At 54.2% G+C, this 25,109-nt stretch carries 27 protein-coding genes; 13 read left to right on the top strand and 14 right to left on the bottom strand.

The features are described from left to right. Window positions 1-12: 12 nt before the first annotated feature. Both DI14_RS03450 and DI14_RS03445 read right to left on the bottom strand, forming a co-directional pair. A complete protein-coding gene (locus DI14_RS03450) occupies window positions 13-1,005 on the bottom strand; it encodes a 5'-3' exonuclease H3TH domain-containing protein (RefSeq protein WP_034805239.1) in 993 nt (330 codons plus the stop codon). A gap of 192 nt (window positions 1,006-1,197) precedes the next feature. Next, window positions 1,198-2,520, bottom strand: a complete 1,323-nt coding sequence (locus DI14_RS03445; protein ID WP_034805237.1) for a hemolysin family protein — start codon at window positions 2,518-2,520, stop codon at window positions 1,198-1,200. Window positions 2,521-2,709: 189 nt separating this feature from the next. Between DI14_RS03445 and DI14_RS03440 the strand changes: the two genes are divergently transcribed. Further along, the gene (locus DI14_RS03440) at window positions 2,710-3,507 is read left to right on the top strand and encodes a glucose 1-dehydrogenase (protein WP_034805235.1); all 798 of its coding nucleotides are present in this window, start codon (window positions 2,710-2,712) and stop codon (window positions 3,505-3,507) included. Window positions 3,508-3,546: 39 nt separating this feature from the next. Here DI14_RS03440 and DI14_RS15590 read toward each other — a convergent pair whose 3' ends face one another. Together DI14_RS15590 and DI14_RS15585 are read right to left on the bottom strand one after the other, a co-directional pair. Then, on the bottom strand, window positions 3,547-4,380 hold the full coding sequence (locus DI14_RS15590) for a cell wall metabolism sensor histidine kinase WalK (RefSeq protein WP_235193382.1): 834 nt from the start codon (window positions 4,378-4,380) through the stop codon (window positions 3,547-3,549). Further along, window positions 4,365-5,498, bottom strand: a complete 1,134-nt coding sequence (locus DI14_RS15585) for a hypothetical protein (RefSeq protein WP_235193381.1) — start codon at window positions 5,496-5,498, stop codon at window positions 4,365-4,367. Before DI14_RS15585 ends, DI14_RS15590 begins: the two co-directional genes overlap by 16 nt. 190 nt (window positions 5,499-5,688) lie before the next feature. Here DI14_RS15585 and DI14_RS03430 point away from each other — a divergent pair, with 190 nt between their 5' ends. Together DI14_RS03430 and DI14_RS03425 are read left to right on the top strand one after the other, a co-directional pair. Next, entirely contained in the window at window positions 5,689-6,009 is a 321-nt protein-coding gene (locus tag DI14_RS03430; protein WP_034805234.1) for a PadR family transcriptional regulator, read from the top strand. After that, window positions 6,006-7,040: a DUF4097 family beta strand repeat-containing protein gene (locus DI14_RS03425; protein ID WP_034805232.1), complete on the top strand. Its 1,035-nt coding sequence runs from the start codon at window positions 6,006-6,008 to the stop codon at window positions 7,038-7,040. Before DI14_RS03430 ends, DI14_RS03425 begins: the two co-directional genes overlap by 4 nt. Window positions 7,041-7,082: 42 nt before the next feature. On the opposite strand, the gene DI14_RS03420 is transcribed toward DI14_RS03425, so the two are convergent. The 4 genes from DI14_RS03420 to DI14_RS03405 form a co-directional block, all read right to left on the bottom strand. Beyond that, window positions 7,083-7,778, bottom strand: a complete 696-nt coding sequence (locus DI14_RS03420; RefSeq protein WP_034805229.1) for a lactate utilization protein C — start codon at window positions 7,776-7,778, stop codon at window positions 7,083-7,085. Continuing rightward, the gene (locus DI14_RS03415) at window positions 7,775-9,178 is read right to left on the bottom strand and encodes a LutB/LldF family L-lactate oxidation iron-sulfur protein (protein ID WP_034805226.1); all 1,404 of its coding nucleotides are present in this window, start codon (window positions 9,176-9,178) and stop codon (window positions 7,775-7,777) included. Before DI14_RS03415 ends, DI14_RS03420 begins: the two co-directional genes overlap by 4 nt. A gap of 2 nt (window positions 9,179-9,180) precedes the next feature. Then, window positions 9,181-9,918 carry a (Fe-S)-binding protein gene (locus tag DI14_RS03410; protein WP_034805223.1) on the bottom strand — a complete coding sequence of 246 codons (738 nt, stop codon included), beginning with the start codon at window positions 9,916-9,918 and terminating at the stop codon, window positions 9,181-9,183. Between the two features lie 234 nt (window positions 9,919-10,152). After that, window positions 10,153-11,442: an NCS2 family permease gene (locus DI14_RS03405; RefSeq protein ID WP_034805220.1), complete on the bottom strand. Its 1,290-nt coding sequence runs from the start codon at window positions 11,440-11,442 to the stop codon at window positions 10,153-10,155. Window positions 11,443-11,680: 238 nt separating this feature from the next. On the opposite strand from DI14_RS03405, the gene DI14_RS03400 reads away from it, so the two are divergent. From DI14_RS03400 to DI14_RS03380, 6 genes are all read left to right on the top strand, one after another. Further along, the gene (locus DI14_RS03400) at window positions 11,681-11,914 is read left to right on the top strand and encodes a hypothetical protein (protein WP_034805217.1); all 234 of its coding nucleotides are present in this window, start codon (window positions 11,681-11,683) and stop codon (window positions 11,912-11,914) included. Between the two features lie 11 nt (window positions 11,915-11,925). Further along, window positions 11,926-12,885: a LacI family DNA-binding transcriptional regulator gene (locus DI14_RS03395; RefSeq protein ID WP_034805214.1), complete on the top strand. Its 960-nt coding sequence runs from the start codon at window positions 11,926-11,928 to the stop codon at window positions 12,883-12,885. Window positions 12,886-12,952: 67 nt separating this feature from the next. Beyond that, the gene (locus DI14_RS03390) at window positions 12,953-13,234 is read left to right on the top strand and encodes a HesB/YadR/YfhF family protein (protein ID WP_029333828.1); all 282 of its coding nucleotides are present in this window, start codon (window positions 12,953-12,955) and stop codon (window positions 13,232-13,234) included. Between the two features lie 95 nt (window positions 13,235-13,329). Next, window positions 13,330-13,464 (top strand): hypothetical protein, encoded by a 135-nt coding sequence (locus tag DI14_RS15660; protein ID WP_255344253.1) that lies wholly within the window; start codon window positions 13,330-13,332, stop codon window positions 13,462-13,464. A gap of 93 nt (window positions 13,465-13,557) precedes the next feature. Continuing rightward, entirely contained in the window at window positions 13,558-14,487 is a 930-nt protein-coding gene (locus DI14_RS03385) for a manganese-dependent inorganic pyrophosphatase (RefSeq protein ID WP_034805211.1), read from the top strand. A gap of 119 nt (window positions 14,488-14,606) precedes the next feature. Further along, complete coding sequence (locus DI14_RS03380) at window positions 14,607-15,098, top strand: hypothetical protein (RefSeq protein ID WP_034805208.1); 492 nt, start codon at window positions 14,607-14,609, stop codon at window positions 15,096-15,098. 46 nt (window positions 15,099-15,144) lie between these two features. Here the strand turns inward: DI14_RS03380 and DI14_RS03375 are convergent, their stop codons facing one another. From DI14_RS03375 to DI14_RS03365, 3 genes are read right to left on the bottom strand one after another with little or no spacing between them, the layout of a single operon-like run. Beyond that, a complete protein-coding gene (locus tag DI14_RS03375) occupies window positions 15,145-16,269 on the bottom strand; it encodes a DUF418 domain-containing protein (RefSeq protein WP_034805206.1) in 1,125 nt (374 codons plus the stop codon). Between the two features lie 19 nt (window positions 16,270-16,288). Further along, a complete protein-coding gene (locus tag DI14_RS03370) occupies window positions 16,289-17,842 on the bottom strand; it encodes an ABC-F family ATP-binding cassette domain-containing protein (RefSeq protein WP_034805204.1) in 1,554 nt (517 codons plus the stop codon). A gap of 60 nt (window positions 17,843-17,902) precedes the next feature. After that, window positions 17,903-18,511 carry an NAD(P)-dependent oxidoreductase gene (locus DI14_RS03365; protein ID WP_034805202.1) on the bottom strand — a complete coding sequence of 203 codons (609 nt, stop codon included), beginning with the start codon at window positions 18,509-18,511 and terminating at the stop codon, window positions 17,903-17,905. On the opposite strand from DI14_RS03365, the gene DI14_RS03360 reads away from it, so the two are divergent. The 3 genes from DI14_RS03360 to DI14_RS03350 are packed head-to-tail and all read left to right on the top strand — an operon-like array spanning window position 18,496 to window position 20,877. Further along, window positions 18,496-19,806 carry a nucleobase:cation symporter-2 family protein gene (locus DI14_RS03360; RefSeq protein WP_369792691.1) on the top strand — a complete coding sequence of 437 codons (1,311 nt, stop codon included), beginning with the start codon at window positions 18,496-18,498 and terminating at the stop codon, window positions 19,804-19,806. The genes DI14_RS03365 and DI14_RS03360 overlap by 16 nt on opposite strands. Window positions 19,807-19,840: 34 nt before the next feature. Then, a complete protein-coding gene (locus DI14_RS03355; protein WP_034805200.1) occupies window positions 19,841-20,488 on the top strand; it encodes an NAD(P)H-binding protein in 648 nt (215 codons plus the stop codon). Next, window positions 20,485-20,877: an RDD family protein gene (locus DI14_RS03350; protein ID WP_034805198.1), complete on the top strand. Its 393-nt coding sequence runs from the start codon at window positions 20,485-20,487 to the stop codon at window positions 20,875-20,877. Before DI14_RS03355 ends, DI14_RS03350 begins: the two co-directional genes overlap by 4 nt. Window positions 20,878-20,898: 21 nt before the next feature. Here DI14_RS03350 and DI14_RS03345 read toward each other — a convergent pair whose 3' ends face one another. Beyond that, complete coding sequence (locus DI14_RS03345) at window positions 20,899-22,164, bottom strand: purine/pyrimidine permease (RefSeq protein WP_034805196.1); 1,266 nt, start codon at window positions 22,162-22,164, stop codon at window positions 20,899-20,901. A 75-nt stretch (window positions 22,165-22,239) separates the two neighbouring features. On the opposite strand from DI14_RS03345, the gene DI14_RS03340 reads away from it, so the two are divergent. Continuing rightward, window positions 22,240-22,944, top strand: coding sequence for an alpha/beta hydrolase (locus DI14_RS03340; protein WP_034805194.1), 705 nt, complete (start codon window positions 22,240-22,242; stop codon window positions 22,942-22,944). 30 nt (window positions 22,945-22,974) lie between these two features. Here DI14_RS03340 and DI14_RS03335 read toward each other — a convergent pair whose 3' ends face one another. After that, on the bottom strand, window positions 22,975-24,156 hold the full coding sequence (locus DI14_RS03335; protein ID WP_034805191.1) for an MFS transporter: 1,182 nt from the start codon (window positions 24,154-24,156) through the stop codon (window positions 22,975-22,977). 114 nt (window positions 24,157-24,270) lie between these two features. Beyond that, window positions 24,271-25,062, bottom strand: coding sequence for an endonuclease/exonuclease/phosphatase family protein (locus DI14_RS03330; protein WP_034805189.1), 792 nt, complete (start codon window positions 25,060-25,062; stop codon window positions 24,271-24,273). Between the last annotated feature and the right edge of the window lie 47 nt (window positions 25,063-25,109).

Here is a 25,109-nt window from a genome sequence, read left to right as displayed (position 1 = left end):
TGTCCGCGCTTTTTAACGTGCTGTCATTTTTTTCTGGCCTGAATCGAACGAGAGGCGAAGCCCGCGTTTTTTATACGCTTGCTCGACTCGTTTTGGGTTGATGCTAAGCTCGAGATGAGCGAGCTTCAAATGTTCAAGCTGTGGCACCGTGACATCGAGACGGACGAGCTCCATGTTGCGCTCGGCTTTCTTACGGGTGCGTCTCAAGTTACGGGGCACTTCCTCTGACGTCAGTGCCGCGATCGTTTCGTTGATTTGTTGTCGTTTGTCGCCTTTGACGCTCAGTGCCGTATACAATTTTTCGAGCGAACCGAATCGCTTAATCAATTTTACCGACTGGCTCTCGTCAAGTCCGGCCACAGGAGGAATCCCGTCAGAACGGTCTCCTGTCAACGCCTTGACGGCTGAGAGTTGTTTCGGCTTCAAGCCTTCATAGAGTGCTGCAATCTCCTCAGGGCGAATCTCGAGATGTCGCTTGAGCGGGAGCGGGCGGTTGTCTTTAATGTCGCAACGCGCCTGCATCTGTTGCAGTTCTTGAGTTTGAAGCCAAACCGTGATGCGTGGACTCACGAGCTGAAGCAAATCTTTATCCTTCGTCATGATGACGACAGGTGCGCTACAGCTGAACTTCCGCGCGATGTGGGCGATCAAATCTTCTCCTTCATAGCCTTCGACTTGATATTGCGGGATGCCGCTCTCTTCAAGGAGTTGGCGCATGAGTTCCATTTGAGCCTTCAATTCGGGCGGTGTTTGGCGACGGCGGCGTTTATAACCGGGATAAAGTTCCCGACGCCACAATGTTTCACGTGATACGTCCCAAACGACGACAAAATGGGTCGGACGATGTCTGCGTAGAATCGTCCGGATGAGGCCGGTCATTCCGATGACGGCGCTCCGATCGTTTTTTGATACCTCGCGTCCTTTTTTCGTTCGGCTCGCGGCGGCACCATAGTAGGCACTGGCCAGCATGGAGTTACCGTCAATTAAAAATAGTTTACGTTCCATGCGTAACCTTCTTTCTGTAGTTGTTGGACCGAGCAATCGTGAATAACTCGGTGATGTTGTGTCAATGAGTGGCGTGCACTCAAATAAGCAACATATGTGCAGTATAGCACGACAGGACATGAAAATATAGCGACAGTTCTGAGCGCATAAGAAAAGCCTTCCCGACGTGGAGTGGGAAGGCAAGTGGAAGCGTCAATCGATTTCAGCTTGAATCTCGTCTCTATGGGCGAGAATCAAGTCGACGAAGACGATGCGGTGGTTATCGACTTCACGGACGATTAATTCGTGATCACCGGGCAGGACGAAGCGTTCGCCGGCTCGGGCGTTCGCTTTTTGTGACAAGACGAACCCGCCGACCGTGTCGACGTCGTCTTCAATCTCGATCCCGAACCGTTCCTCGACTTCCTGTGTGAGGACGAGGCCGGACAGGCGATAGTGCCCCGGGGTGACTTCCGTGATTTCGGCCTGTTCGTCGCGGTCGAACTCGTCACGAATCTCGCCGACGATTTCTTCTAAGATGTCCTCAATCGTGAGCAGGCCGGCCGTGCCGCCGTATTCATCGATGACGAGACACATCATCGTCCGTGCGTTTTGCATCTTCACCATCGCTTCTTGGAGCGGGGTGAACTCGGTCACGAGCGGCAGTTGATGGATGAACGTCGCGAACGGGGCATCACTGTTCGCGAGTTGGGCCGTGAACAACTGCTTCGCGTTCACAAAGCCGAGCACGTCGTCCCGGTCGCCGTCGCGTGTGACCGGATAGCGCGTATATTGGTGCTCTTGGACGGTGGCGATAATCGAGTCCATCGAATCTTCCTCGTCAATCGTGACCATGTTCATGCGCGGCACCATCGCGTCTTTCGCGACGCGCTCGTCGAACGAGAAGATGTTTTGCACGTAGGCGAGCTCGTTCTCGTTAATCTCCCCGCTCTTGAAGCTCTCCGTCATGATAATCTTCAGTTCTTCCTCGGAATGCGCCGTCTCTTGAGCGGTCGTCTGGACACCGAACAAGCGAAGCGTGAGCCGGGCCAAACTGTTCAACACACGGATGAACGGATACATAATCTTCGTGAACCAGTAAAGCGGACGTGCGACGAGGAGCGTCAACTTCTCGGCCTCGTGAACAGCGAGCGTCTTCGGGACGAGTTCACCGATAACTACATGTAAGAAGGCGATCAACAAGAAGGCGATTAAAAATGACAAGAACGTCGAAGTGGTCGCCGAGACGTTGAAGACGTTGACGAGCGGTTCCATCATCCCTTCGATTTGATCGGCGCCGATCCACCCAAGGCCGAGCGCGGACAAGGTGATGCCGAACTGAGACGCGGAAAAGGAATCATCGAGATTCTCAATCACTTTTTTTGCGACGATGGCGCGCTTGTTTCCTTCAAGAACGAGTTGGTCGAGTCGTGCGCCCCGCACTTTGACGATTGAAAATTCGGCAGCGACAAAGAACGCGGTCAAGAAGATGAGCAAGGTAACGATGATTAAACTGAGTAACGTGGGACTGTCCAAAAATTCCCCCAAAAATCGGGGAGTCACCTCCATTGAAGTAAGATTGTACGTCTTTCAGGCAATTCCTGAAAACGAGTAGTTTGTTTCAGTATAGTGGATTTACATTAAATATTCAAAATCAAGGTCGGGAGGTTTCGACAAGAGGGGAATGAGGGAACTACAAAGCGAGAAGCTGAAGGAGGGAACAGTATGGCAAACTATCCAGAGTTAAAAGGGAAAGTCGCGGTCATCACGGGGAGTTCGAAAGGGATTGGGCGTGCCGTCGCCGAGCGCTATGCGAAAGAAGGCGTCCATGTCGTCTTGAACTATCGGAGTAGCGAAGACGAGATGAACGAAGTTATTCGTGGCATCGAAACGAGTGGCGGGAAAGCGGTCGCGGTAAAAGGGGACGTCGCGGAAGAAGGGCTCGCCGAGAAGATGATCGAGAAAGCTGTCTCTGAGTTTGGGAAGATGGATATCTTCGTCAACAACGCCGGTGTCCAAGTCGAAGCGAAGACGCACGAGATGGAGCTCGACAATTGGAAGAAGATTATCGATACGAACTTGACGGGCACGTTCCTCGGTGTGCGTGCCGCGTTGAAATATTTCGTCGAACACGAGATTCAAGGAAATATCATCAACATGTCGTCGGTGCATGAAGTCATCCCCCGCCCAGGTTACACGCACTATGCGGCGAGTAAGGGTGGCGTCAAGATGTTCACAAAATCGGTCGCGCTTGAATACGCACCGAACAAGATTCGCGTGAACGCCATCGCACCAGGTGCGATCGATACACCGATCAACGAAGAGACGATGCAAGACCCGGAAGAGAAGAAAGGGCTCGAGGCGCTCATCCCGACGCATGAGATTGGTCGTCCGGAACAAATTTCGGCGGTCGCCGCATGGCTCGCGTCAGACGAGTCATCCTACGTGACTGGTACGACGATTTTCGCCGACGGTGGCCTTTCGCTTTATCCGTCGTTTGGCCCTGAAAACAAAGTCCAATAAAAAAGAGGGGTTCGCGCAATGCGGACCCCTTCTCTTTTGTTAACTACTCATCTTATCTTCGGCTACATATTTCGGTAAGGTGATGGTGAAGGTCGATCCATCCCCGACACTTGAATCGACATGAATCGATCCGCCATGACCTTCCGCAATCTCTTTACAGATGGCAAGACCGAGACCGGTGCCGCCGATTTTACGGCTGGCCGAGTTGTCGACACGATAGAATTTATCGAACAGTTTGGAAATCGCCGATTCAGGTATCCCGATGCCTTTGTCTTGAACCGAAATCTCAATCGTGTCCGCTTGATCATGCGTGACGCAGACGGCAACCTTCCCCCCGTCCGGCGAATATTTAATCGCGTTGTGCAGCAAGTTCGTGAACAGTTGACTCAACCGATTCCGGTCCCCATAAACGAGGAGATTCGTATCACATTCGAGCGTGAGCGCGTGGTGTTGGCTCGCGCCTTGATGTAGCGCAATCGTTTCGGACAAAATGTCATGCAGGCGTTCGGGTTGGTACTCGTACGCCTGTTGACCAGACTCCATGCGCTGGACGTCGAGCAGATTCGAAATCAAGTCCTCGAGGCGAAGCGTCTCTTGATGAATCATCCCTAAATACTGATCGACGCGATCTGGCTGTAAGCTCCGATAGCGCAACAGTTCCGTGAAGCCGATGATGCTCGTGAGCGGTGTCCGCAACTCGTGGGACACCGTCGAGACGAGCTCGGTCTTCAGACGGTCGACTTCGGTCTCTTGTGTCACGTCACGGAAGACGAGCATCGTGCCGTGTCGCGTGCCCCGTAAATGAATCTTCTCGGCATACATTTGAATGAAGCGTGCTTCTTGGTTCATCGAGAACGTCACGCTCTCTTCCATGCCCTCACCCTCGAACGCATGGCGCATGAACGAGAAGAACGCGTTTTTTGGTCGACTTGAAGTCCGAGCGCTTCTAAATCGGCGTCGAGTCGATATAAGTCCATCTCATTTCGTTTTGTGATGGCTTGATTGAACATGACGAATAGCGCCTGGTTCGCCATCTTCTCGTTCGTCGTATGTTCGACATAAATGACGGCATCACGAATCGAGTGAAGCAGACGGGCCGTCTTTTCACGTTCCTCTTCGACTTGATGACGCTGCATCGCGAGCGAAGAGGCCATTTGACGAAACGAGTCGGTCAATTGGCCGACCTCATTTCGAGACGAGGCCCACTGCATCGGCACGATTTGTTCATCCGCGAGTCGACCGCTGTTGACGATCAAGTCTTGGAGCTGACCGGTCAACCGCTGAACGTACGGACGGGCGGCGATGAAGAGGACGAAGAGGACGGCGAGGAGGGATAACAACCAGAGCACTTGCGCCCACTTCGTATGTGTCGCAAGTTGCTCACGAAGCATGTTCTCCTCATCGTTCAATGAGTTTCGATATTCCGTGAACACGGACTCCATGTCGACGATGCTCGCGCTCATATCCGCGGCGCTCTTCGAATTGATTTTAAACTTCCGGTCTGCCGGTGGTTCCGCTTGCGGCGTCACCTTGCCGAGTGTCGGCATCTGCAAAAACGGCTCGGTGACCGTACCGGTACGTTTCGCTACGACATAGCGCTCTAGGCTCGGCATGACACGTTCCTGATATGCCGAGAAGAGCGTCCGAGCGTCGCTCGCATACACTTTCTCTTTTTCAGTGACCGCATTCGCTTCAAACCAAGCGGTCTGCGTCTCAATCAACGCTTGTTTATCTTTGACGCGGGTGAGCATCTCCTCGTCACCGAGGATGACGTAGCCGCGCATCTCATATTGCATGGACTGCCACGTCTCGAATAACTCAGTCGCATTCGTTCTGCGTTCGCTGACATTCTCGAGCGAGGTCGTCGTCTGTTCAATTCGATTTTCCGTATAGACGTACACGGCAAGTGAGGTAAGGAGGATCAGTCCGATGAATAAATAGAAGACGAATAAAAACTGTCTTCCGATCCGTTGGTCAATCCATGCTTTCATAATAGACCGTTCCTTCCTGGAACTACGTGCATTCCATCTGTGACAAAATCCTGTCTGGTTCGTTCCTTCATTGTACAGATTTCAACCAGCCGTTGCCACCAATCAAGAAATTCTCGGAAATTCACTACTATTCATTGACCAATAGTGAACAATGGGCTATTGTTTAATATATAGTAGAGGAGGCGGGATGATGAATCCTCAATTTAAGAAGGGCGTGCTCAACTTATGTGTGCTCGCGCTCGTCGAACAAGGCGACCGTTACGGCTATGAGCTCGTCCAAGCCATTTCGGCGAAAGTATCCATCTCGGAAGGTGCGGTCTATCCGCTCCTTCGGCGGCTAACGTCCGAAGGCTACTTCACGACGTACTTGAAAGAGTCGGCTGAAGGACCGCCGCGAAAGTATTACACGATCACGGACCAAGGGAAGATGCATTTAGAGGCGTTACGAAACGAGTGGGAATTGTTCACAACAGGCGTCAACGAATTGATTAAAGGGGGAGACGACGTATGACAGAAGAACAGTATTTGGGAGAGCTCGAACGATTACTTGCCGGGGTGAGCGTCATCGAACGAGTCGATATGTTGCGTGACGTGTCCGAGTACTTTGCGAACGGACGGGCAGACGGGAAGACGGACGCAGCGATGATTGAGGAGCTTGGGCGGCCAGAGACGTTAGCCGGTGAGCTGCTTGGGTCGACTGAGTCCTCTTCTGAAGTCAGTCGTAAAGAGCCGACCGTCGTCAAAAGTCAGAACGTGGCGTTCCATAACGTCTCTATCGACGTCCTGCAAGCACACGTCCGCGTCGTTCCGTCGCATGACGGTTTTGCCTACGCCACGCTCGAGACGGAACGGGACCACGGGGTGACGATGAATATCGTCGGGGACACCTTGGAAATCCGAATCGAGTCCGAGCGTCGTTTCGGTCTATCGAATTTGTTTGCCTGGGCGGTGACGAAGGCCCCGGTGCTCCATATCGAGCTGCCGCGTCATGCGTATGAACAAGTCGTCTTGAAGAATCGTCACGGCTCGTGCGACGTGCGAAACCTAGATGCGGCATCGGTCGAAGTCGAGAGCGAGAACGGTAGTATCACGGTGCACACGGTGAATGCGAAGCGTGGCTCTTTCCGTTCCTCGAACGGGAAAGTCAGTCTCACGGCGATGAGCGGTCAGGCGTTACATGCCCATTCCTCGAACGGACGCGTGGAAGTCGCTGCCTCGAACGTCGATCGATTAGAGGTCCATTCCTCGAACGGGCGTCTCGATATCCATGACGTAAAAGGAGCGGTCGAGGCGAAGACCTCGAACGGACGCATCGACTATGCGATGGATGTGTTCGAGCACCCAGTCCGCCTGAAGACGAATAATGGGCGCATCGATGTTCGGTTGAAACGTGAGCCGCGTGACGCCGTCATCCGTGCGAAAACGAACAACGGCAAAGTCGAGCTGTTCGGCGATCGGGCGAATGAGCGGACGTATGGGGATGGGACGGTTGAACTTAGACTGACGAGCTCGAACGGAAGCATTACCGTTGAACAAGCATGAAAAAGACTCGCGCGTGAGCCCTTCACGCGCGAGTCTTGCTATTTATAAATCGTGCACGAGCACATAGGCGACACGGACCGGACCGTGTACCCCGACAATCAAGTTCATCTCGATATCGGCCGAGTTCGATGGGCCGGAGATAAAGTTGACGCCGTTCGGTGACGCGAGGTCTCCGTCCTTGTCTAATGCACTGAGCTGCTTGGCGGTTTGTGTCATCCGAGGGACAAGGGCCGATTTCGGGATAATGGCGATATGGTCGTGCGGCAACAGGCTTATCGTCCGTGATTTTCCCGGTTTTGCGTATTGGACGATTGTCGCGCTCTCGGCGAACGCCGCGTCGGCGATTGTGATGCCGATATCGGCTTTGACGGCCAACGCCCGACTCTCATCCGGACGCGTGGCGTCCCACCAGTCGAACGATGCGCTCGTCTTTGGCGCCCACGATTTGATTCGTTCGTCTTGCTCGGCGATGATGGCGGATCCTTCATAGCGTTCAATTAAAAGACGGAGCGTATCGTCGAGGTGAGCCGAATCGCACTCGACGACGTCCGTATGGATGCGCATCGCAACCATGCGAAACGTCTCAAGGAGCCCCTCTTCAGACACGTCTTTCAACACGTCATCTTGCGGGCGGTGCTTGTACACACGTTTGGGCGGGGTCAAGTCGACGTCACGTCCGAGTTGTTTGGCGATACGATTCAAAAAGTCTTCCCGATTCGTGATTGTTCCTGGATTCACTGTGCATTCCCCCGTTTCTTAAACCAGTCCCGTACGGTCTGTTTACTCGGTTGCGGCATATCTTTCGAGTCGGTCCAAGCCGGTAAGCCTTTATCAATTTGGCCCGCCTTTGTGAACGGGGATGTGGCGAACGGCGCCATCTGTTCGGCCGCCTCGAATAAGAACGGGCTCGATGACGTGACGGCGAAACCTTTCATGGCGATGCGTTCGACGAACGGTGACTGCTTCTTTTCTTCGACGATGACGCGGCGATGCTCGATCAACAGCTCATGGAGCGGAATCTTGACCGGGCACGCTTCCGTACAGGCACCGCATAAACTCGAGGCGTAAGGCAATTCTTTATAATTCTCGTAACCGTCAAGGAGCGGTGCGAGCACGGCGCCGATCGGGCCAGGATAGATCGAGCCGTAGGCGTGACCGCCAATATGACGATACACGGGACAGACGTTGATGCAGGCGGCGCAGCGGATGCATTGCAGCACCGATTGGAACTGGGTGCCGAGAATCCCGGAGCGCTTGTTGTCGACGATGACGAGATGGAATTCTTCAGGACCATCGACCTCGCCGACAGCCCTTGTCCCGGCGAACGTCGTGATGTATGAGGTGAGTCGTTGCCCGACGGCGCTTCGGCAGAGCATGTTGACGAGCACTTCGAACTCTTCGTACGACGGCACGAGCCGCTCCATCCCCATGACAGAGATGACCGTGTCCGGAAGGGACGTGACCATCCGTCCGTTTCCTTCATTCGTGACGAGCCCGACGGCACCGCTCTCGGCGATGGCGAAGTTACAGCCGGTGATGCCGACTTCCGCTTTCAAGAAATCTTTCCGCAGCTCGCGACGAGCGTAACGGCCGAGTTCGGTCGGGTCGTTCGTTCCGACGTACCCGTGGGCCGTGAACGTCTCATGGACGGCGTTTCGATCTTTATGGAGCGCGGGGGCGACGATATGGGACGGTGGATCGTTGTCGAGTTGAAGGATCCATTCCCCGAGGTCCGACTCGACGACCGTACAACCCTCCTCATGGAGTGCCTCGTTCAAACCGATTTCCTCGGTCACCATCGATTTCGATTTGACGACGTGTTTCGCCTCTTTTGAGCGGACGACTTCACGGATGTATCGGTTCGCTTCTTCCGGTGTCTCCGCGAAGAAGACGTTGCCGCCGCGTTTCGAGATGTTCTCACTTAGCTGATATAAGTAATAGTCGAGATGTTCGAGCACGTGCTGGCGAATCTCTTCCGAATGGTCACGGAACGCTTCCCAGTCCCCGAGTTCGCCGGCAGCGTTCAGCCGACCGTCACGAAGCCGGTTTTGAGCCGAGCTGACAGCTTGGCGCATGAACGGGTTGTCGATCCCGTCTTTGCGACGTGCTTGAAACTTTTCATCTAGCCGAATCCCCATACTCATGCTTGTTTCACCCCTTCGTTCAACACTTCCGCGATATGCATCACTTTGATCGGATGCCCTTGTTTATGTAGGCGTCCGCCGATATTCATTAGACATGAGGCGTCCGCACCGATTAAGACGTCGGCTCCAGAATTCAAGATGGACGCGACCTTCTCGTCGACCATCTGCACCGACACGTCCGGCATCTTGACCGAGAACGTCCCCCCGAAACCACAGCAGTTATGGACACCATCAAGCGGAAGCATCGTCAAGCCGTCAACATGTTTGAGCAGTTGTCCCGGTGCCGCCTCAATCCCGAGGAGACGCGTCATATGGCACGAGGCGTGATACGTCGCTTTGGCCGGAAACTTCGCCCCGACGTCTTTCACTTCGAGCACGTCGACGATGAATTGTGTCAACTCGAACGTCTTCGCCGCATGCGCCTCGGCCCGCGCTTTCCACGCTGGGTCGTCTTTGAATAAGTGTGGATAATCACGCATCATCATGACGCAAGAACCCGACGGCCCGACGATGTAATCGGCATCGGCTTTCTCGAACGTTTCAATCATGTGTTTGGCCACTTTTTTCGTCTCTTCATGGTAACCGCTGTTATAGGCGGGTTGACCGCAACACGTCTGCTCGAACGGGAAACTGACGTCACAACCGAGATGTTCTAATAGTTCGACCGTCGCTTGACCTACCGATGGGAAGAGCGTATCGGAAAGGCAAGTGACGAATAGCGCCACTTTAGGCATGTCCATTCCTTCTTTCTTCAGCTGGTTTTCGTAAACGATTTCACCGCCATTATTTCATAACGGAACGACAACAATAAAGCAAAATGGGATGAATCGCATAAAAAACTGTAAAATCCTGTCTAATTGAGAAGGGGATGAGAATGAATTGGAATTCAGGCATATCTTGCTATAAAACAGCATTCCCTTGCTTCGATACAGAAAAACCCTCGTCGAGGACGAGGGCACGAATCTAACTTATAAGAAAAACATTTCCAAGATAAAGAGTGCGCCGAACAAGTAGATGAGCGGGTGGACCGTCTCTTTGTTCATCGCTTTAAAGATCGGATAGAGGATGAACCCGAAGGCAATCCCGCGCTCGATGCTACCTGAGAGCGGCATGATAAGGATCGTCATAAAGGCCGGGAAGTATTCGCTAAAGTCCGACCAATCGATATAGCGGACGTTCGTCAACATGAGGGCCCCGACGATAATCAGTGCGGGCGCCGTGATGGCCGCGACACCGGAGATGGCGCCGATGAGCGGGCTAAAGAAGAGCGTGAGCCCGAACAATCCCGCGACGACAGCCGTCGTCAGGCCGGTCCGTCCGCCTTGAGCGACACCGGCGGCTGATTCAATATACGCCGTCGACGGGCTCGTTCCGACGAGCGAGCCGCCCATCGTTGCGAGCGAGTCAGCGAACAAGGCGCGGTGCCCGTTCTCAATTGTTCCGTCTTGCTTCAATAACCCTGCCTGCTTTCCGACCCCGACGAGTGTGCCGGTCGTGTCAAAGAGCGTGACGAGGAAGAATGACAAGACGGCGCCAAACAGGCCGTATTGAATGACATCGGTGAATGCGGTGACCGGATTGACCATCAGTCCTTCCGGCAACGTCGGCATCGCCGTCACCCCGTCAATTTTTAAGAGGTCCATAAAGTAGGCCGCAATCCCGGTGAGAATCATCCCGATGAGGAGTGACCCTGGGATGTTCCGTGAGAAAAGGAGTGCCGACACGACGAGCCCGCCGAGTACGAGGAGGACGCTCGGAGAAGACAAGTCGCCGAGACGGACGAGGTTCGCTTCGTCTGACACGATGAGACCCGACAGTTTCAAACCGAGCGAAGCGATGAACAATCCGATGCCGGTCGTGATGGCATGCTTCAATGACGCCGGAATCGCTTGAATCAACTTCGTCCGAATCGGGGACAGCGATAAAATCAAAAAGAAGACAGACGAGACGAAGACGACGCCGAGCGCGGTCGACGGTGCGATTTGTTGCTGGGCAACGAGCGTATAGGCGAAGAAGGCGTTCAGCCCCATCCCGGGTGCTACGGCGATTGGCAGGTTCGCATAAAACGCCATAAGTCCCGTTCCGATCAAGATGGCGATGATGGTCGCCGTGAACGCTTGCGCGAACGGGATGCCGGCATCAGACAGGATGGCCGGGTTAACGACCGAGATATACGCCATCGTGACGAACGTTGTGACGCCAGCGGTCACTTCTTGTTTAACATTCGTCCCATGTTGTTTCAAATGAAATAAGTTCATGAATAAGACTCCTTATGATGATGAATTTCCGAACATTAATAGTCCGGTTAATCAGAAATAAACGCTATCAACTTGATGACTATACAAAAATGAGGTTGAGTCGTCAATCATTTCGAATGAAAAAACTAAAAAACGTTCGAATTATTCAAATATTGTTCGGAAATCGATGGAATAAAAATAAAGCTTGCTCTGAAACGCGTTTCAGCCTGTACGCTTGAATCAAAGGAGGGGAAATCCGATGAATGGATCAACATGGAAGACGTTTTGCAGCGGGATCGTCTATGAACTGGTGATCAATCAGTTGTACACGCCGTTCGGAAGAATGTTGTGTAGCCATTTTCAAGATGAATTCCTTCAGTTGCCAATCGAGGAACGGTTTCGTCTCGTACAGGCGATTCGCGTGCAAGTGATCGACAAGGGTGGCAGTCCAGATGCAAACTGGGTACACTATATGCAAAGACTGACAAACTGAGGTGAGACGAGTTGGCGAACATTCGAGATATCGCGAAACATGCAGACGTGTCCGTGACGACGGTATCGCGCGTCATCAATGCGCATCCGTACGTGTCTGACGAGAAACGAAAGCGGGTGCAGCGTGCGATGAAAGAGCTCGGCTACTTGCGGAATCAACAAGCGTTGACGCTCTCGACCGGGCGGACACAGCGGTTCGTCGTCATCTTGCCGTATATGGACCATCCGTATTATGGCTTGTTCGTCAACGGGTTGGCCAAAGCCGCGCTAGCGAAAGACTATCGACTCGTCATGTGGCAAACCGAATATCGGCTCGACCAAGAACGTCAAGCGCTCGACTTGTTGAAGCATCGGGAAGTTGACGGTGCGATCGTGTTGTCGCATACGATGACGTTCGAGGAGATGGAGACGTATCGAGCCTATGGTCCGATTTCCGTCGCGACGGTCGGTGCACCGGAGACGATTTCGTCTGTTCATGTCGATCATTACACCGCATTCCAAACCGGCCTTCGTGTCTTGACAGAGGCAGGCTATGAAGACGTCGGCATCGTCTTATCGAGGCCGGACAGTCCAAGCTCCATCGTGCGTCAGCAGGCATACTTCGATGAAGTGGCGTCCGCGCGTGAGCGATGGGTCTATAGCGGATACTTGACGAGTGAGGACGGGAAGCGGTTGGTCTCGGCTTTCCTCTCTGAACAGGAGCGCCCCCGTGCGCTCTTTTTCTCGTCTGACTATGTCGCGCTCGGTTTTTTAGGGGAAGCGACCCGTAGCGGCCTTCAGGTGCCGCATGACATCGCTGTGCTCGGTTTTGACGGCCATCCGATTGGCCAGGCGTTCGGTTTATCGACGATGCGCTCCCCGAACGAAGACATCGGGCGCGCCTTGTTTGAGGCCACGTTCCAGGAAATGACGGGCGCGCCGGTCGTCCAGGAAAGTTTGACGGTCACGTACTTGTCAGGGACGACCCTCTAGGCAACTTCCTCGCTCGACTATTTCGAAACGATTAGAATGAAGACAGAAGTCGAGAGGAGGATGTCAGATGAAAATCAACGTGACAGAAGAAGCATTACAATTCTTTAAAGACGAGATGGAAGTGAAATCAGGCCAGACGGTGCGCTTGTTTGCTAAGTATGGGGGTTCGACGGACTTGACGCACGGTTTCTCGGTCGGCGTCATCACAGAAGACATCGATAACGCGGCGGTTGAGACTGAGGCGGACGGGATTCGCTTCGTCGTAGCCGAACAAGACGAGTGGTTATTCCAAGGGCAGGACGTCAACGTCGAGATTCGCGGCGACGAAGTCGTGTTCGTGCAAGCGTAACATCACAATTCGTTAACAGATGGGTGACATCTGTTTGAATCAAACATCCGCGGGGAACAGTCTACGACATGACAAAACCGAAAGGGTGAAGACGCATGTCAGACAAAGACAAACGCGAACAAGAAGAACGTGAGAAGTTGAAACGCGATCAGCCCGACATCTCGCACGAGGAAGACTCAAAAGGGGATCATTCGGACCTCGAAGAGACGGACGAAGACGAACAAGCATAAAGAGCCCGCGGGCTCTTTTTGTTTTGCAATTGAAAGAACGGGCATAGACGTTATAATGGATGAGGGAAAACTATTCAGTGAGGAGAATGAACTATGAGTACAGTACTTGTCTTCGGACACAAAAATCCGGATACGGACACGATTTGTTCAGCGATCGCCTACGCGGAGCTGAAGAAGAAATTAGGGATGGACGCAGAGGCTGTCCGTCTCGGTGAAGTGAGCAACGAGACACAATACGCACTCGACCACTTCCGCGTCAAAGCGCCACGTCTTGTCGAACGCGTCTCAGACGAAGCGAACGCGGTCATCTTGGTCGACCATAACGAGTTCCAACAGAGTGCCGTCGACATCGAAGACGTGCGCATTCTCGAAGTCATCGACCACCACCGCATCGCGAACTTCCAAACGGCAGACCCGCTTTACTACCGGGCCGAGCCAGTCGGTTGCACGGCGACGATTTTACTTAAACTCTACAAAGAGCACGGGATTGAGATCGCTCCGGACATGGCTGGTTTGATGCTCTCGGCCATCATCTCGGACTCGCTCCTCTTCAAATCACCAACGTGCACGGACGAGGACATCAAAGCAGCGAAAGAGCTTGCTGAGATCTCTGGGACAGACGTCGAGGCGTACGGTCTTGAGATGCTGAAAGCGGGGGCTGACTTGAGCCAAAAGACGGTGCCTGAACTCATCACGCTCGACTCGAAAGAGTTCGCGATGGGCGACTACCGTGTGGAAATCGCACAAGTGAACACGGTCGACGCGAACGACGTATTGAACCGTAAAGCGGACGTCGAAGCAGCGATGGCGGTGAAATTGTTGGACAAAGAGCTCGACTTGTTCGTTCTTGCCATCACGAACATTTTGACGAACGACTCAGAAGCGCTCGTCGTCGGTGAGAAAAAGGACTTGTTCGAGAAGGCGTTCAACGTTGAACTTCAAGAAGGGTTGGCGACACTTCCTGGCGTCGTGTCACGGAAAAAACAGATCGTCCCTGTGTTGACAGAGACGGCGACGAACTGACGTATGAATGAACATCCTGGAGACGGGATGTTCATTTTTTTATGGGGAATTGGGAAAAGTAGCCTTATACTGAACGAGGAAGAGTTTATGATAAATCGAACGATGAACGGGGGGCACAGATGAACAAGAAGCGAATCGGCTGGATGATGGGACTCGGGTTTGGGGTGTGTATCGGAATTTTCTATCTAGGTAACGTGATGACCGTTCAACCGGAGAAGATATCCGGAAACGGGAATCCGGCGCTCATCGGCCTGTTTCTCCTTTTCTTTTTCATCCTGTTTTTTATGCTCGGCTGGATGGAACTGATGGCGAACGTGCGCCCACGTTTGTTATGGTACGGCTTCGTCTTTATCCCGATGTTGCTCGTTGCGGGGTATCGCTATCAGATGAATGCATTCGACCGATACCGGACGTACGTGACGGATATCGTCTTAAATCAGGAGGGACGTGGAGGCTTAGACTACGCAAATAGTATCACGAGCGACGTCTTTTCCATCTACATGAACAATCAACTGTTCAACGTCAATACGTTCTTCATGTACGTCGGGTTGACACTGTGGATCGGAATCGCCCTGATGTTGTTGAACACGAAGGCAAAACCGGACCGTTAACGTAAACAAGGCTCGAAGCGTCTGCTTCGAGCCTTTATGATGCTTGTTAAGATTTTCGTTGCAACCCATACGTCCCGATGCGCCATAACTTCTCGAACGGTCCGTAACGGTGTGACTTCAGCCACCACATCGAGAAGAACGCTTGGGCAATCAAAATCGCGATGCTCAAGAACAAACCTTCCGTCAACGACAGGCGGCCGTAGTAGCCGAGGGCGATGACCGGCAGGACGACGACGAGCGTGTGCGTCAAATAGTTCGTCAGCGCCATCCGGCCGAGCGCTTGGAGCGGACGGAATGCGCGCCCGTTGCGGACGGCGATCGTGAATAGACAGACGTACGTCGTCGCGAGCAACTTCCCAGAGACGAGGACGGCAATCAAGTTCAGCCAATAATAGGCGTCGCCGCCACCGTAATGGTGCCACAAGATGACACCGAAGAACGGCAACGCGAGCACGGCGCAGACGATGGCCGTCCGTGTCAGTCCTTGAACGGTCCACGTGAGTAGCTTTCGCTCCCGTCCGATATAGAGGCCGAACAAGAAGATACTTAAAATTTCAATCCCGACGAGAAGGGAGTTTGAGATAGCAGCAAAGATTTCGACGTTCAGACGATAATCGAACCAAACACTGAACCCGTCATTGAAGACGGTCGGGAACGGAACACCGGAGTTGAACGATCCGCCGTTGGTCCATTCCACTAGCGCGGATGAGACGTAAAGCAAGAAGAAACTTCCGAGCAATAAACTCCACGCCCACGTCAAGATGGCCCGATTACTCAAGCGATAAAACAAGGGAAGCAGTAAGCCCCACATCGCGTACGTATGTAAGATGTCACCCGACCAGATGGCCAGGTGAGCGAGTCCGAACAAAAATAGAATGACGATACGTCGGACGTAGCGGCTCGCCGACTCGCCCCGAGCGTACGAACGCTCGAGGAAAATCGAGAAGCCGATGCCGAACAACAGCGAGAAAATCGTGTAAAACTTCGTCTGGACGAACATGTCGAACAGCGTCCGGACGAGCAAGTCACTTCCGGTGTAGTCGGGGCGACCGAACATCCAGTCGCTCCCGAGCATGCTCGGGATATTGACGAGAAAAATGCCGCATAAGGCAAATCCTCGAATGATGTCGTAAAGAACGATCCGTTCGTTCAATTGGATTGGGCCAGTCATGCGACACTTCCTCTACAAGTTAGAATACTTTCGTCGTCCACGACTCACAGTTCCAGACGTCTGTGACGATGTCTTGGTAGAACTCTGGTTCGTGACTGATGAGTAGGATACTGCCTTTATATTCTTTCAACGCACGCTTCAACTCTTCCTTCGCATCGACGTCCAAGTGGTTCGTCGGCTCATCGAGGAGGAGAAGGTTCGACTCGTTGTTTTGAAGCTTACAGAGGCGGACTTTCGCCTTCTCGCCACCACTGAGCACCGCGATTTTACTCTCGATATGCTTCGTCATGAGCCCACATTTCGCGAGCATGGCTCGGACTTGTTGTTGGTTGAGCGATGGGAACTCGCTCCAAATTTCTTCGATACACGTGTTGTTGCTGACGGCCGCCTCTTGTTCGAAGTAACCAATCTCCAAGAACTCACCGCGTTCGACCGTGCCTTCGAGCGGATTGATCAACCCGAGAAGGCTCTTCAACAGCGTCGTCTTCCCGATTCCGTTCGCTCCGACGAGCGCGATTTTCTGACCGCGTTCCATTTGCAGGTCGAGCGGACGTGAAAGCGGCTCATCGTACCCGATGACGAGGCCTTTGGCGTCGAAGATGAGACGGCCTGACGTGCGGGCCTGAAGGAAGCGGAACTCTGGCTTCGGACGTTCCGCACTCAGTTCGATGACGTCCATCTTGTCGAGTTTTTTCTGACGTGACATCGCCATGTTCCGAGTCGAGACACGTGCCTTGTTCCGGGCGACAAAGTCTTTCAAGTCGGCGATTTCCGCCTGCTGGCGTTTGTAGGCCGACTCGAGCTGCGAGCGCTTCATCTCGTACACTTCCATGAACTTATCGTAGTCGCCGACGTAGCGCGATAAGTCTTGGTTTTCCATGTGGTAGACCAAGTTGATGACGCTATTCAAGAACGGGATATCGTGGGAGATCAAAATGAACGCGTTGTCGTAGTTTTGAAGATAACGCTTCAACCACTCGATGTGGACCTCGTCCAAATAGTTCGTCGGCTCATCGAGGAGGAGGATGTCCGGCTTCTCGAGAAGCAACTTCGCGAGCAACACCTTTGTCCGTTGCCCACCGGAGAGGTCCGTGACGTCACGGTCGAGCCCGACGTCTAGAATACCGAGACCACGCGCGACTTCCTCGACTTTCGCATCGATGATGTAAAAGTCGTTCGAGTCGAGCGTCTCTTGGAGCTCACCGACTTCTGCGAGCATGTCTTCCATTTGCTCCGGTGTCGCGTCACCCATCTCCATGTAGAGTTCGCCGATGCGTGTCTCCATGTCGATCAAGTATTGGAACGCGCTCTTTAAGACGTCCCGGATGGTCATGCCGCGCTCGAGGACCGCGTGCTGGTCGAGATAGCCGACACGGACGTTTTTCGCCCATTCGATTTTTCCTTCATCCGGTTGCAATTTACGTGTGATGATGTTCATGAACGTCGACTTTCCTTCACCGTTCGCCCCGACGAGGCCGATATGTTCGCCTTTCAATAGGCGGAAAGAGACGTCGTTTAAAATAGCGCGGTCACCGAAGCCGTGGCTCAAGTTTTGTACCGATAATATACTCATGTGTTGTATTCGTTCCTTTCAAATTTGACTATCCGATATTGTAGCATGAATTGAAAAAAATTAGTACGCCAGTCCAATCGATTGGCGGATGAACAGTTGGTCTTCAGCGGCATTCAACATGAACTGGGCGACGTCGGCCCGGGAGATTTGTTTCCCGTTCTCTGGAATCCCGTCGACGGACACGCGATACACCGACGTCCGTGGACCGTCCGTCAGTTGCATCGGCCGGACAATCGTATAATCGAACGACGAGTTGCGCCACAAATCGACCGCGGCCCGGTGATCCCGGAGCGGCTTTCGAAGCATGAACGTGACGACTTTTCCGGCTAGCCCGGGAATCTCTTGGTCGATGCCGGCCGAGGCGAGATAGATGATGCGCGTCACGCCGTTCGCTTTCATCGCCGGGACGAGCGCGTCGGTCACGCGGGCGAGGAAGTCCTCATCCGATAGGTCGGTCCCGAGACAGCTGACGACCGCGTCGTGACCATTCATCGCGTTGGTCAATGCAGACACGTCCGTCACGTCGCCCTCGATGATTTCAAGTTGTGGCGTCGGGATCAATTTTTTCTGTTCCCGGACGAAAGCCGTGACGTGATGGCCATGTTCGGTCGCTTGGTCGACGAACTGGTGACCGGTCCGGCCGGTCGCGCCTAATACAAATAGCTTCATCGCATAATCGCTCCCATCCTGATTCGTATACGTTCAGTATACAGCAGTTTCAGAAAAATCGAACTTTTAGCTATCCGTTCAGAAAGTGTTGCTTTTCCAAAGATATCGTCTACAATGTCGCGATTGATTTGTTCATGTGCGGCGTCGCGACGCTGTTGCAAGTATGGACGACCCGTTTCACCGGTGTCGGTCTCCCGGTCGTGCTCGGCTGTACGTTCACCGCGGTCGGCCCGATGATTGCGATCGGGAGCTCGAGCGGCATCACCGCTATTTACGGCGCACTCATCGCGAGCGGTATCATCGTCATTCTGATTTCTGGTTTCGTCGGAAAACTGGCCCGTTTCTTTCCGCCGGTCGTGCTCGGTTCGGTCGTGACGGTCATCGGCTTGTCGCTCATCCCGGTCGCCATCAACGATATCGGCGGCGGCGCGCCAGGGGAGCCTGGATTCGCCTCGATGCAAAACTTGGCGCTCGGTGGACTCACAATCGGTCTCATCATCGTCTTGAATCGGGTCGGGACGGTATTCACCCGTGCGGCAGCGGTTTTGTTTGCCGTCTTGATTGGGACCGGTGTGGCCGCCACGCTCGGACTCGTCGACTTCAGCCCTGTCCGAGAGGCGAGCTGGTTCCAGATGGTGCAACCGTTTTATTTCGGGATGCCGACGTTCAACGTCTCTGCTATCCTCGTCATGACGCTCGTTGCCATCATTTCTATGATTGAATCGACAGGCGTGTTCTTCGCGCTCAGTGACATCACGAAGAAGCCGATTGGCTCGAACGAATTGACGAAAGGCTACCGGGCTGAAGGGGTCGCGACGATTCTCGGTGGCATCTTCAACAGCTTCCCGTACACGACGTTCAGTCAGAACGTCGGACTCGTGCAACTGTCGGGCGTCAAATCCCGTCGTGTCATCTTTTGGACGAGTGGGCTCTTGATTTTACTCGGTTTCTTACCGAAAGTGGCGACGTTCACGACACTCATCCCGAAGCCGGTGCTCGGCGGGGCGATGCTCGTCATGTTCGGGACGGTCGCCGCATCCGGGATTCGTATCTTGAGCGAAGTCGATTTCTCGAAGAACGAGAACCTCGTTACAATCGCGCTCTCGATTGGCATCGGGCTCGGCATCACGGCCAACCCAGGGATCGTGGCCAACATGCCGGAACCGATTCAATTGTTCACTGATAGTGCGATCGTCGCTGGTTCGTTCACCGCCTTGTTCTTGAACGGATTCTTCCGTCTCGTCGACCGCTTCCGTCCGGTCGAAGTCGTTGCCGAGGAACGGCAAGTCAGTTAGACTGAAAGCAACTACGAATCAAGGGGGAACGAGGATGGGGAAAACAGCACTTGTGGTCGGCGCGACCGGCTTAATCGGACGCGAGCTCGTCGAGCAGTTGCTTGAAGAGGAACGATATGATGCGGTATGGATGGTAGTCCGCCGCTCGACCCGTTGGCAGCATCCGAAATTACATGAAGTCGTCGGATTTGAAGGGATGGACGAGGCGTTACCTCACGTCGATGACGTTTACTGTGCGCTCGGGACGACGATTGCTGTCGCTGGTTCGCAAGATGCGTTCAAACACGTCGACCTCGACTTGCCGCTCGAGACGGCGCGGATCGCCAAACAACATGGTGCGACACGTTACGTTGTCGTCTCGGCGCAAGGGGCGTCGCTCCGCTCACCATTCTTCTACAACCGAGTCAAAGGGGAACTCGAGAACGGCCTGAAAGTGTTCGGGTTCGACCATTTAATTATTGCCCGTCCGTCGCTATTGCTCGGGGATCGGGATGAGTTCCGTCTCGGCGAGAAAGCGGCCGAAATCGTCAGCCGTCCGCTGCAACCGTTTTTACTCGATAAGTTACCGGACGCCGCACCGATTCAAGCGCTCCATGTGGCGCGCGCCTTGATTATGGCCGCCGAAGAAGGACAGGGCACGGAAGTGTTGACGTCAGGCATGATGCAGAGGATGAGCCGATGAGACCGTTGACGAAAAAACGGACGCAAGCGGTGTTGATCGACAGCGTCATCGCCGGACTCGTCAGTTACGGTGTCGAGCAAATCGTCCGGAAGAAAGTAAAGAGCGAGTTCGTCCATACGGTCATCACCCCGACGCTTGTCGCCTATGCGCTCGAGGCGTGCCAGATGAGCCGTGGCGGCCAGACGCTCGGGTATAAACTGATGGGGCTCGAGTTACGAAACGACGACGGGAGCCCGGTCACGGCCGAGCAGGCGTTCAGACGCGCGCTTCACCGTGACACGCGCTCGATTGCAACCTATGTCAAAGACCGTACCCATTTCGAGCTTGAAGACGGTGCCGTCTTGCCACACGACAGGGCATTCCATATGCACGTCACGAAAAAGAACTGACCTCGCGCGAGGTCAGTTCTTTTAGTCTCTGATGCGGCTCAGGATTGCCGTCGTCAAGGCGACGATCGTCCCGAGGACGAGCCCGTTCGAGAACACGGTCGCTAGGAGCGGCGGCAAATCGTTCATCGCACCAGGCGGGAGGAGCATCGCACCGGCCCCGATGACGAGCGGGAGGCCGACGGTGAGCGAGGCCGTCTTTTGATTCAACTCGAACGCCGCCTCGTTAATCCCGATGATGATCATCGTCGCGATGAGCGGGGTGACGATGGCATAGCCGACCGCGGCTGGAATGCTCGCGATGAGCGAGACGAACGGACCGACCAAGGCGAGCACCATCATGAGCGTATGGGCGACGAGGTGCGGTGCCCGGTGCACGCTCTCGGTCGAAGACAAGAAGCCGGCCGTTCCTGAAATCGCGACCGGGCCAGGTGTACCGAACAATCCGGCCACGATTTGGCTGAAGCCGCTGACGATGCCTGACGCCGGGACGTTGCCTTCGACTTGTTGCTTCGTCCGCGAACTGACAATCCGTTCAATCAGTTTGATGTTGGCGAGCACGTTCGTCATGAGGAGGAGCGTGATGACGAACGCGGTCGGCAGCAAGTTCCAATTCCATACCCAAGCCCCGAACGGGAACAACTCAGGGACGAGGAAGAACGACTCCGAACGGACGATTGGATTGCCGAGCCCGAGCAGATTGAACAGCCCGAATCCGACAAGGAGCGTCATGACAAGACCGTACTGTTTGAAGCGGCTCCGTTCGAGCGTGAGGGCGAACAAGACGAGACCGGCCGTCGCGACAGCCTGAATCGTATTGATACCGCTCTCGCTCACGCCGAACCCGCCTTTGATGACGGCGCCTGACAACTGGAGGACGAGGAGAATCATATAGACGCCAAGCACTTGCGGCGTAAAGAGCGACAGCATCCGACGTAAAATCCCGGTGACGGTCATGAGCACACCGAGCACACCACTCAAGAACAACATGAATCCGAGCGCTTGGAGTGTCTCTTGGCCGCTTCCGTATAGCGCAGGACCGATGGACGCATAAAGCGTGAACACGCCCCACCAAATGCCGGCCGGTCCTTCTAAAATCGGCAAACGGTGGCCGAGCAGCGTCTGGATGATGCTAAACAGCGCGAAGACGAACAGCGAACGTGAGATGAACGTCATCGTATCGGCCGGCGACAGTTCGAATAAGGCAGCGATCGAAAGCGGTGGTACAATATTTGTAGCTAAAATAAAAATGAACCACTGAATCGTCGTGGTTACAGTACTCTTGGTCATGGTCTCCCCCTGGTATTTCCCTTTTTTATACTAGTGTACCGTGACCTTGAAACGGATGCAAATGGAGGTCTTATAATGAAGAAAAAGTTGAAGTGGATCGGCCTTGGTCTAGTTGGCCTCATTTTGGTCGCCGTCATCGGCTTCCTCGTGTGGACGCAACTGACGTATGGGCCGACGGATGAAGCGCTCGGTTACGCGGCCGAGGCGACGGAAGTGGACAATCGTATCGAATTTGGTGATCCGGATAGCGAGGTTGGAATCATCCTCTATCCGGGTGCGAAAGTCGAGAAAGAAGCATACGCCTACTACGGCTCAAGACTCGCGGAAGAAGGAGTCTTTGTCGCCATCCCGTCGCTGCGCTTGAATCTCGGCATCGCAGATATCGATGCGGCGGAGACGATTATCGCCGCTCATCCAGGCATCGAACGTTGGATCGTCGGCGGACACTCGCTCGGCGGTTCGGCCGCGTCCGGTTTTGCGCTCGAGAACGAGAGCCGAGTCGAAGGGGTCATCTTCCTCGCTTCATACCCGATCAGCTCGATGGTGGAGAGCGAGCTACGTGTCTTGTCCATCTCTGGAGAAGTCGATGGGCTCGCGACGCAAACTGACATCGAGGCGAGCCGAGAAAACGTCCCGGACGATGCCGTCTTTTATGAGATTGTAGACGGCAACCATGCCAACTTCGGCATGTACGGACCGCAAGACGGCGATAACGACAGTCCGCTCAGCGCGAAAGAGCAGCTCGACGAGACGATTGAACAAATTTTAAATTGGTTATGAAAACAGCGTGCCCGAGTTGGGCACGCTGTTTTAGCGTCGGTCGAGCGTATAGCTGACCGTGGTGAGTAAAGCCGTCAAGAGCGCGACGGCGCCTCCGACGAGGGCGAGCGTCATGACGGGCGTGTTCGCGTAGACGAGTCCACCGAGCGCAGACCCGAAGCCAATCCCGACGTTGCTCGCGACAGGCATGAGCGATGAGGCGAGCCCTTTGGCGTCCGGATTGAACTTCTCGGCCAAGTCGATCAAATACAACTGTGTCGACGTCGTGAGCAAGATCGCCATGAACGACATGAGCGCGATATTGAGGAGGCCGAGCGTCACGTTCGACGTCGTCACGTACAAGGCGGCCAAGACGAACGCCTGGATGAGAAAGACGAAACGCAGTCGGCCGATCGGATTGTGACTCGCGATTTTCCCGGCCGCCATGTTGCTGAAAATCGAGATGAATCCGTACGCCAATAGAATCGGACTGACCCAAGCGACCGGCACACCGAGCACACCTTTTAAAATCGGGACGAGATACGTGTAGACGACGTACGTCGCACCGAAACCGAACGCCGGGATGAAGAAGGCGATTAAAATACGTGGGTTCGTCAACAGGCGCAACTGGTCGGCAATCGACGTCCGCACACTCGTCAACTGACTCGGGACGACGCGGTACACAGCGAGAAATGCGACGACACCTAAGACGGTCGTCAAGATGAACGTCGTTTCCCAGCCGCTTCGTTGCCCGATGAACGTACCGAGTGGGACCCCGAACACGTTCGCCATCGTGAACCCGCCGAAGATGAACGAGATGGCGATGCCACGTTTTCCCGTCGGTACCGATTCACTTGCGACGAGCATGGCGAGCGAGATGAGAACCCCGGTCACGACGGCGGTCAACATGCGAAGGACGAGCAAGATGCCATACGTCGGCGCGAGGCTACTGAATAAGTTAAATAGGATAAAGAGAGCGGTCAGCGTGAGCATGAGCTTACGTTTCGGCAAATGGCTCGTGAATGACATCGTGAGCGGTGTCCCGATGGCGAACGTGATGGCGAAGGCGGATACGAGTGTTCCGGCCGTCGCGATTGAGATGGAGAGCCCGTCGGCGATGTCAGGCAAGATGCCGACAATGACGAACTCGCTCGTCCCGAGCACGAATGTCAGCAGGGCGAGCGATAAGATGAGCGTCCAGTCGGTACGGCTGAGCGATGGGGTAGTCGTCAAAATAAAATCACTTCTTTCGTTCAAAGTTGTTAGACTTCAGTCGTCTCCAACCATACCGAATTTACGACGAAAGAAAAACCCTTTTCTCTCACAATCGTGAAAGAAAAGGATTCCTTAGCGCCAAAAGGCGGTCGCTTCGACGCCAGCGTGGTCGGAGACGATCGGTCCGTTCTCACCGTCAAAGACGACGGCGTGGCGTGACACGTGAATCGGTGCGTTCGTCAGCATCAAATCGATTCGGAGCGCTTTCTTGTTCTCGTCCCAGCCGGCGATTTTGCCTTGGACGGTCGCATCGCCTTCACGTTCGGTCGCCAAATGAAACAAGTCTTGGAGACCGTGATCGATCAAGTAATCATACCCTTCCCCGCGGAGAAAGGCGTCGTTGTTGAAGTCACCGAGGAGAAGGGCACGATCATCCTCTTCGGCACGGCGCAGCAACTCATCAAGCTGATGGCGGACCGGTTCTTCCTCGTCATGCCACCAACCGAGATGGCACGAGTAAACGGCCGTCGGCGCATCGACGCCGTCGACGATCGCCTTGACGATCTTTCGGGACTTGTAGTTGTTCGGGTCCGTCGTCTTCGAGACGAAGAACGACTCGGTCGATAAAAACGGGGTACGCGACAAAATGGCGACACCTTCTTCGTAGACGTCATAGCCGTAATGGGCGAAGTCCCACGTCATGTGATACGTGACCCCGAGCTCCTTCAATCGTTCGACGAGCACGTAGGCGAAGTTGTTCTCCCGGATCAACCCCTCGACGATCGGGGCCTCTTTGTGTTGATTCACTTCTTGGAGCGCGATGATGTCATAATCCTCGCTCGCGATCCGTTCGACGATGAAGTCGATTTTTTCTTGTTGGCGGTCCTCTAACCAGGCGTGGCAGTTGAGCGTCAAAATATTCACGATAGTCCTCCTTTAGAAAAAACAGGCCAACTCGAGCGAGCTGGCCT

It is taken from the genome of Exiguobacterium sp. AB2 (assembly GCF_000696055.1).
GTDB classification, from domain to species: Bacteria; Bacillota; Bacilli; order Exiguobacteriales; family Exiguobacteriaceae; genus Exiguobacterium; species Exiguobacterium alkaliphilum.
The sequence above is the reverse complement of the archived record's forward strand: the minus strand, read 5'-3'. Positions and strand labels throughout refer to the sequence as shown.

Coding starts and splice junctions, on each gene's coding strand:
- DI14_RS03450 (WP_034805239.1), bottom strand. CDS start 1,005: ATGGAACGTAAACTATTTTTAATTGACGGTAACTCCATGCTGGCCAGT.
- DI14_RS03440 (WP_034805235.1), top strand. CDS start 2,710: ATGGCAAACTATCCAGAGTTAAAAGGGAAAGTCGCGGTCATCACGGGG.
- DI14_RS15590 (WP_235193382.1), bottom strand. CDS start 4,380: ATGGAAGAGAGCGTGACGTTCTCGATGAACCAAGAAGCACGCTTCATT.
- DI14_RS15585 (WP_235193381.1), bottom strand. CDS start 5,498: ATGAAAGCATGGATTGACCAACGGATCGGAAGACAGTTTTTATTCGTC.
- DI14_RS03430 (WP_034805234.1), top strand. CDS start 5,689: ATGAATCCTCAATTTAAGAAGGGCGTGCTCAACTTATGTGTGCTCGCG.
- DI14_RS03425 (WP_034805232.1), top strand. CDS start 6,006: ATGACAGAAGAACAGTATTTGGGAGAGCTCGAACGATTACTTGCCGGG.
- DI14_RS03415 (WP_034805226.1), bottom strand. CDS start 9,178: ATGGGGATTCGGCTAGATGAAAAGTTTCAAGCACGTCGCAAAGACGGG.
- DI14_RS03410 (WP_034805223.1), bottom strand. CDS start 9,918: ATGCCTAAAGTGGCGCTATTCGTCACTTGCCTTTCCGATACGCTCTTC.
- DI14_RS03405 (WP_034805220.1), bottom strand. CDS start 11,442: ATGAACTTATTTCATTTGAAACAACATGGGACGAATGTTAAACAAGAA.
- DI14_RS03400 (WP_034805217.1), top strand. CDS start 11,681: ATGAATGGATCAACATGGAAGACGTTTTGCAGCGGGATCGTCTATGAA.
- DI14_RS03390 (WP_029333828.1), top strand. CDS start 12,953: ATGAAAATCAACGTGACAGAAGAAGCATTACAATTCTTTAAAGACGAG.
- DI14_RS15660 (WP_255344253.1), top strand. CDS start 13,330: ATGTCAGACAAAGACAAACGCGAACAAGAAGAACGTGAGAAGTTGAAA.
- DI14_RS03385 (WP_034805211.1), top strand. CDS start 13,558: ATGAGTACAGTACTTGTCTTCGGACACAAAAATCCGGATACGGACACG.
- DI14_RS03380 (WP_034805208.1), top strand. CDS start 14,607: ATGAACAAGAAGCGAATCGGCTGGATGATGGGACTCGGGTTTGGGGTG.
- DI14_RS03375 (WP_034805206.1), bottom strand. CDS start 16,269: ATGACTGGCCCAATCCAATTGAACGAACGGATCGTTCTTTACGACATC.
- DI14_RS03370 (WP_034805204.1), bottom strand. CDS start 17,842: ATGAGTATATTATCGGTACAAAACTTGAGCCACGGCTTCGGTGACCGC.
- DI14_RS03365 (WP_034805202.1), bottom strand. CDS start 18,511: ATGAAGCTATTTGTATTAGGCGCGACCGGCCGGACCGGTCACCAGTTC.
- DI14_RS03355 (WP_034805200.1), top strand. CDS start 19,841: ATGGGGAAAACAGCACTTGTGGTCGGCGCGACCGGCTTAATCGGACGC.
- DI14_RS03350 (WP_034805198.1), top strand. CDS start 20,485: ATGAGACCGTTGACGAAAAAACGGACGCAAGCGGTGTTGATCGACAGC.
- DI14_RS03345 (WP_034805196.1), bottom strand. CDS start 22,164: ATGACCAAGAGTACTGTAACCACGACGATTCAGTGGTTCATTTTTATT.
- DI14_RS03340 (WP_034805194.1), top strand. CDS start 22,240: ATGAAGAAAAAGTTGAAGTGGATCGGCCTTGGTCTAGTTGGCCTCATT.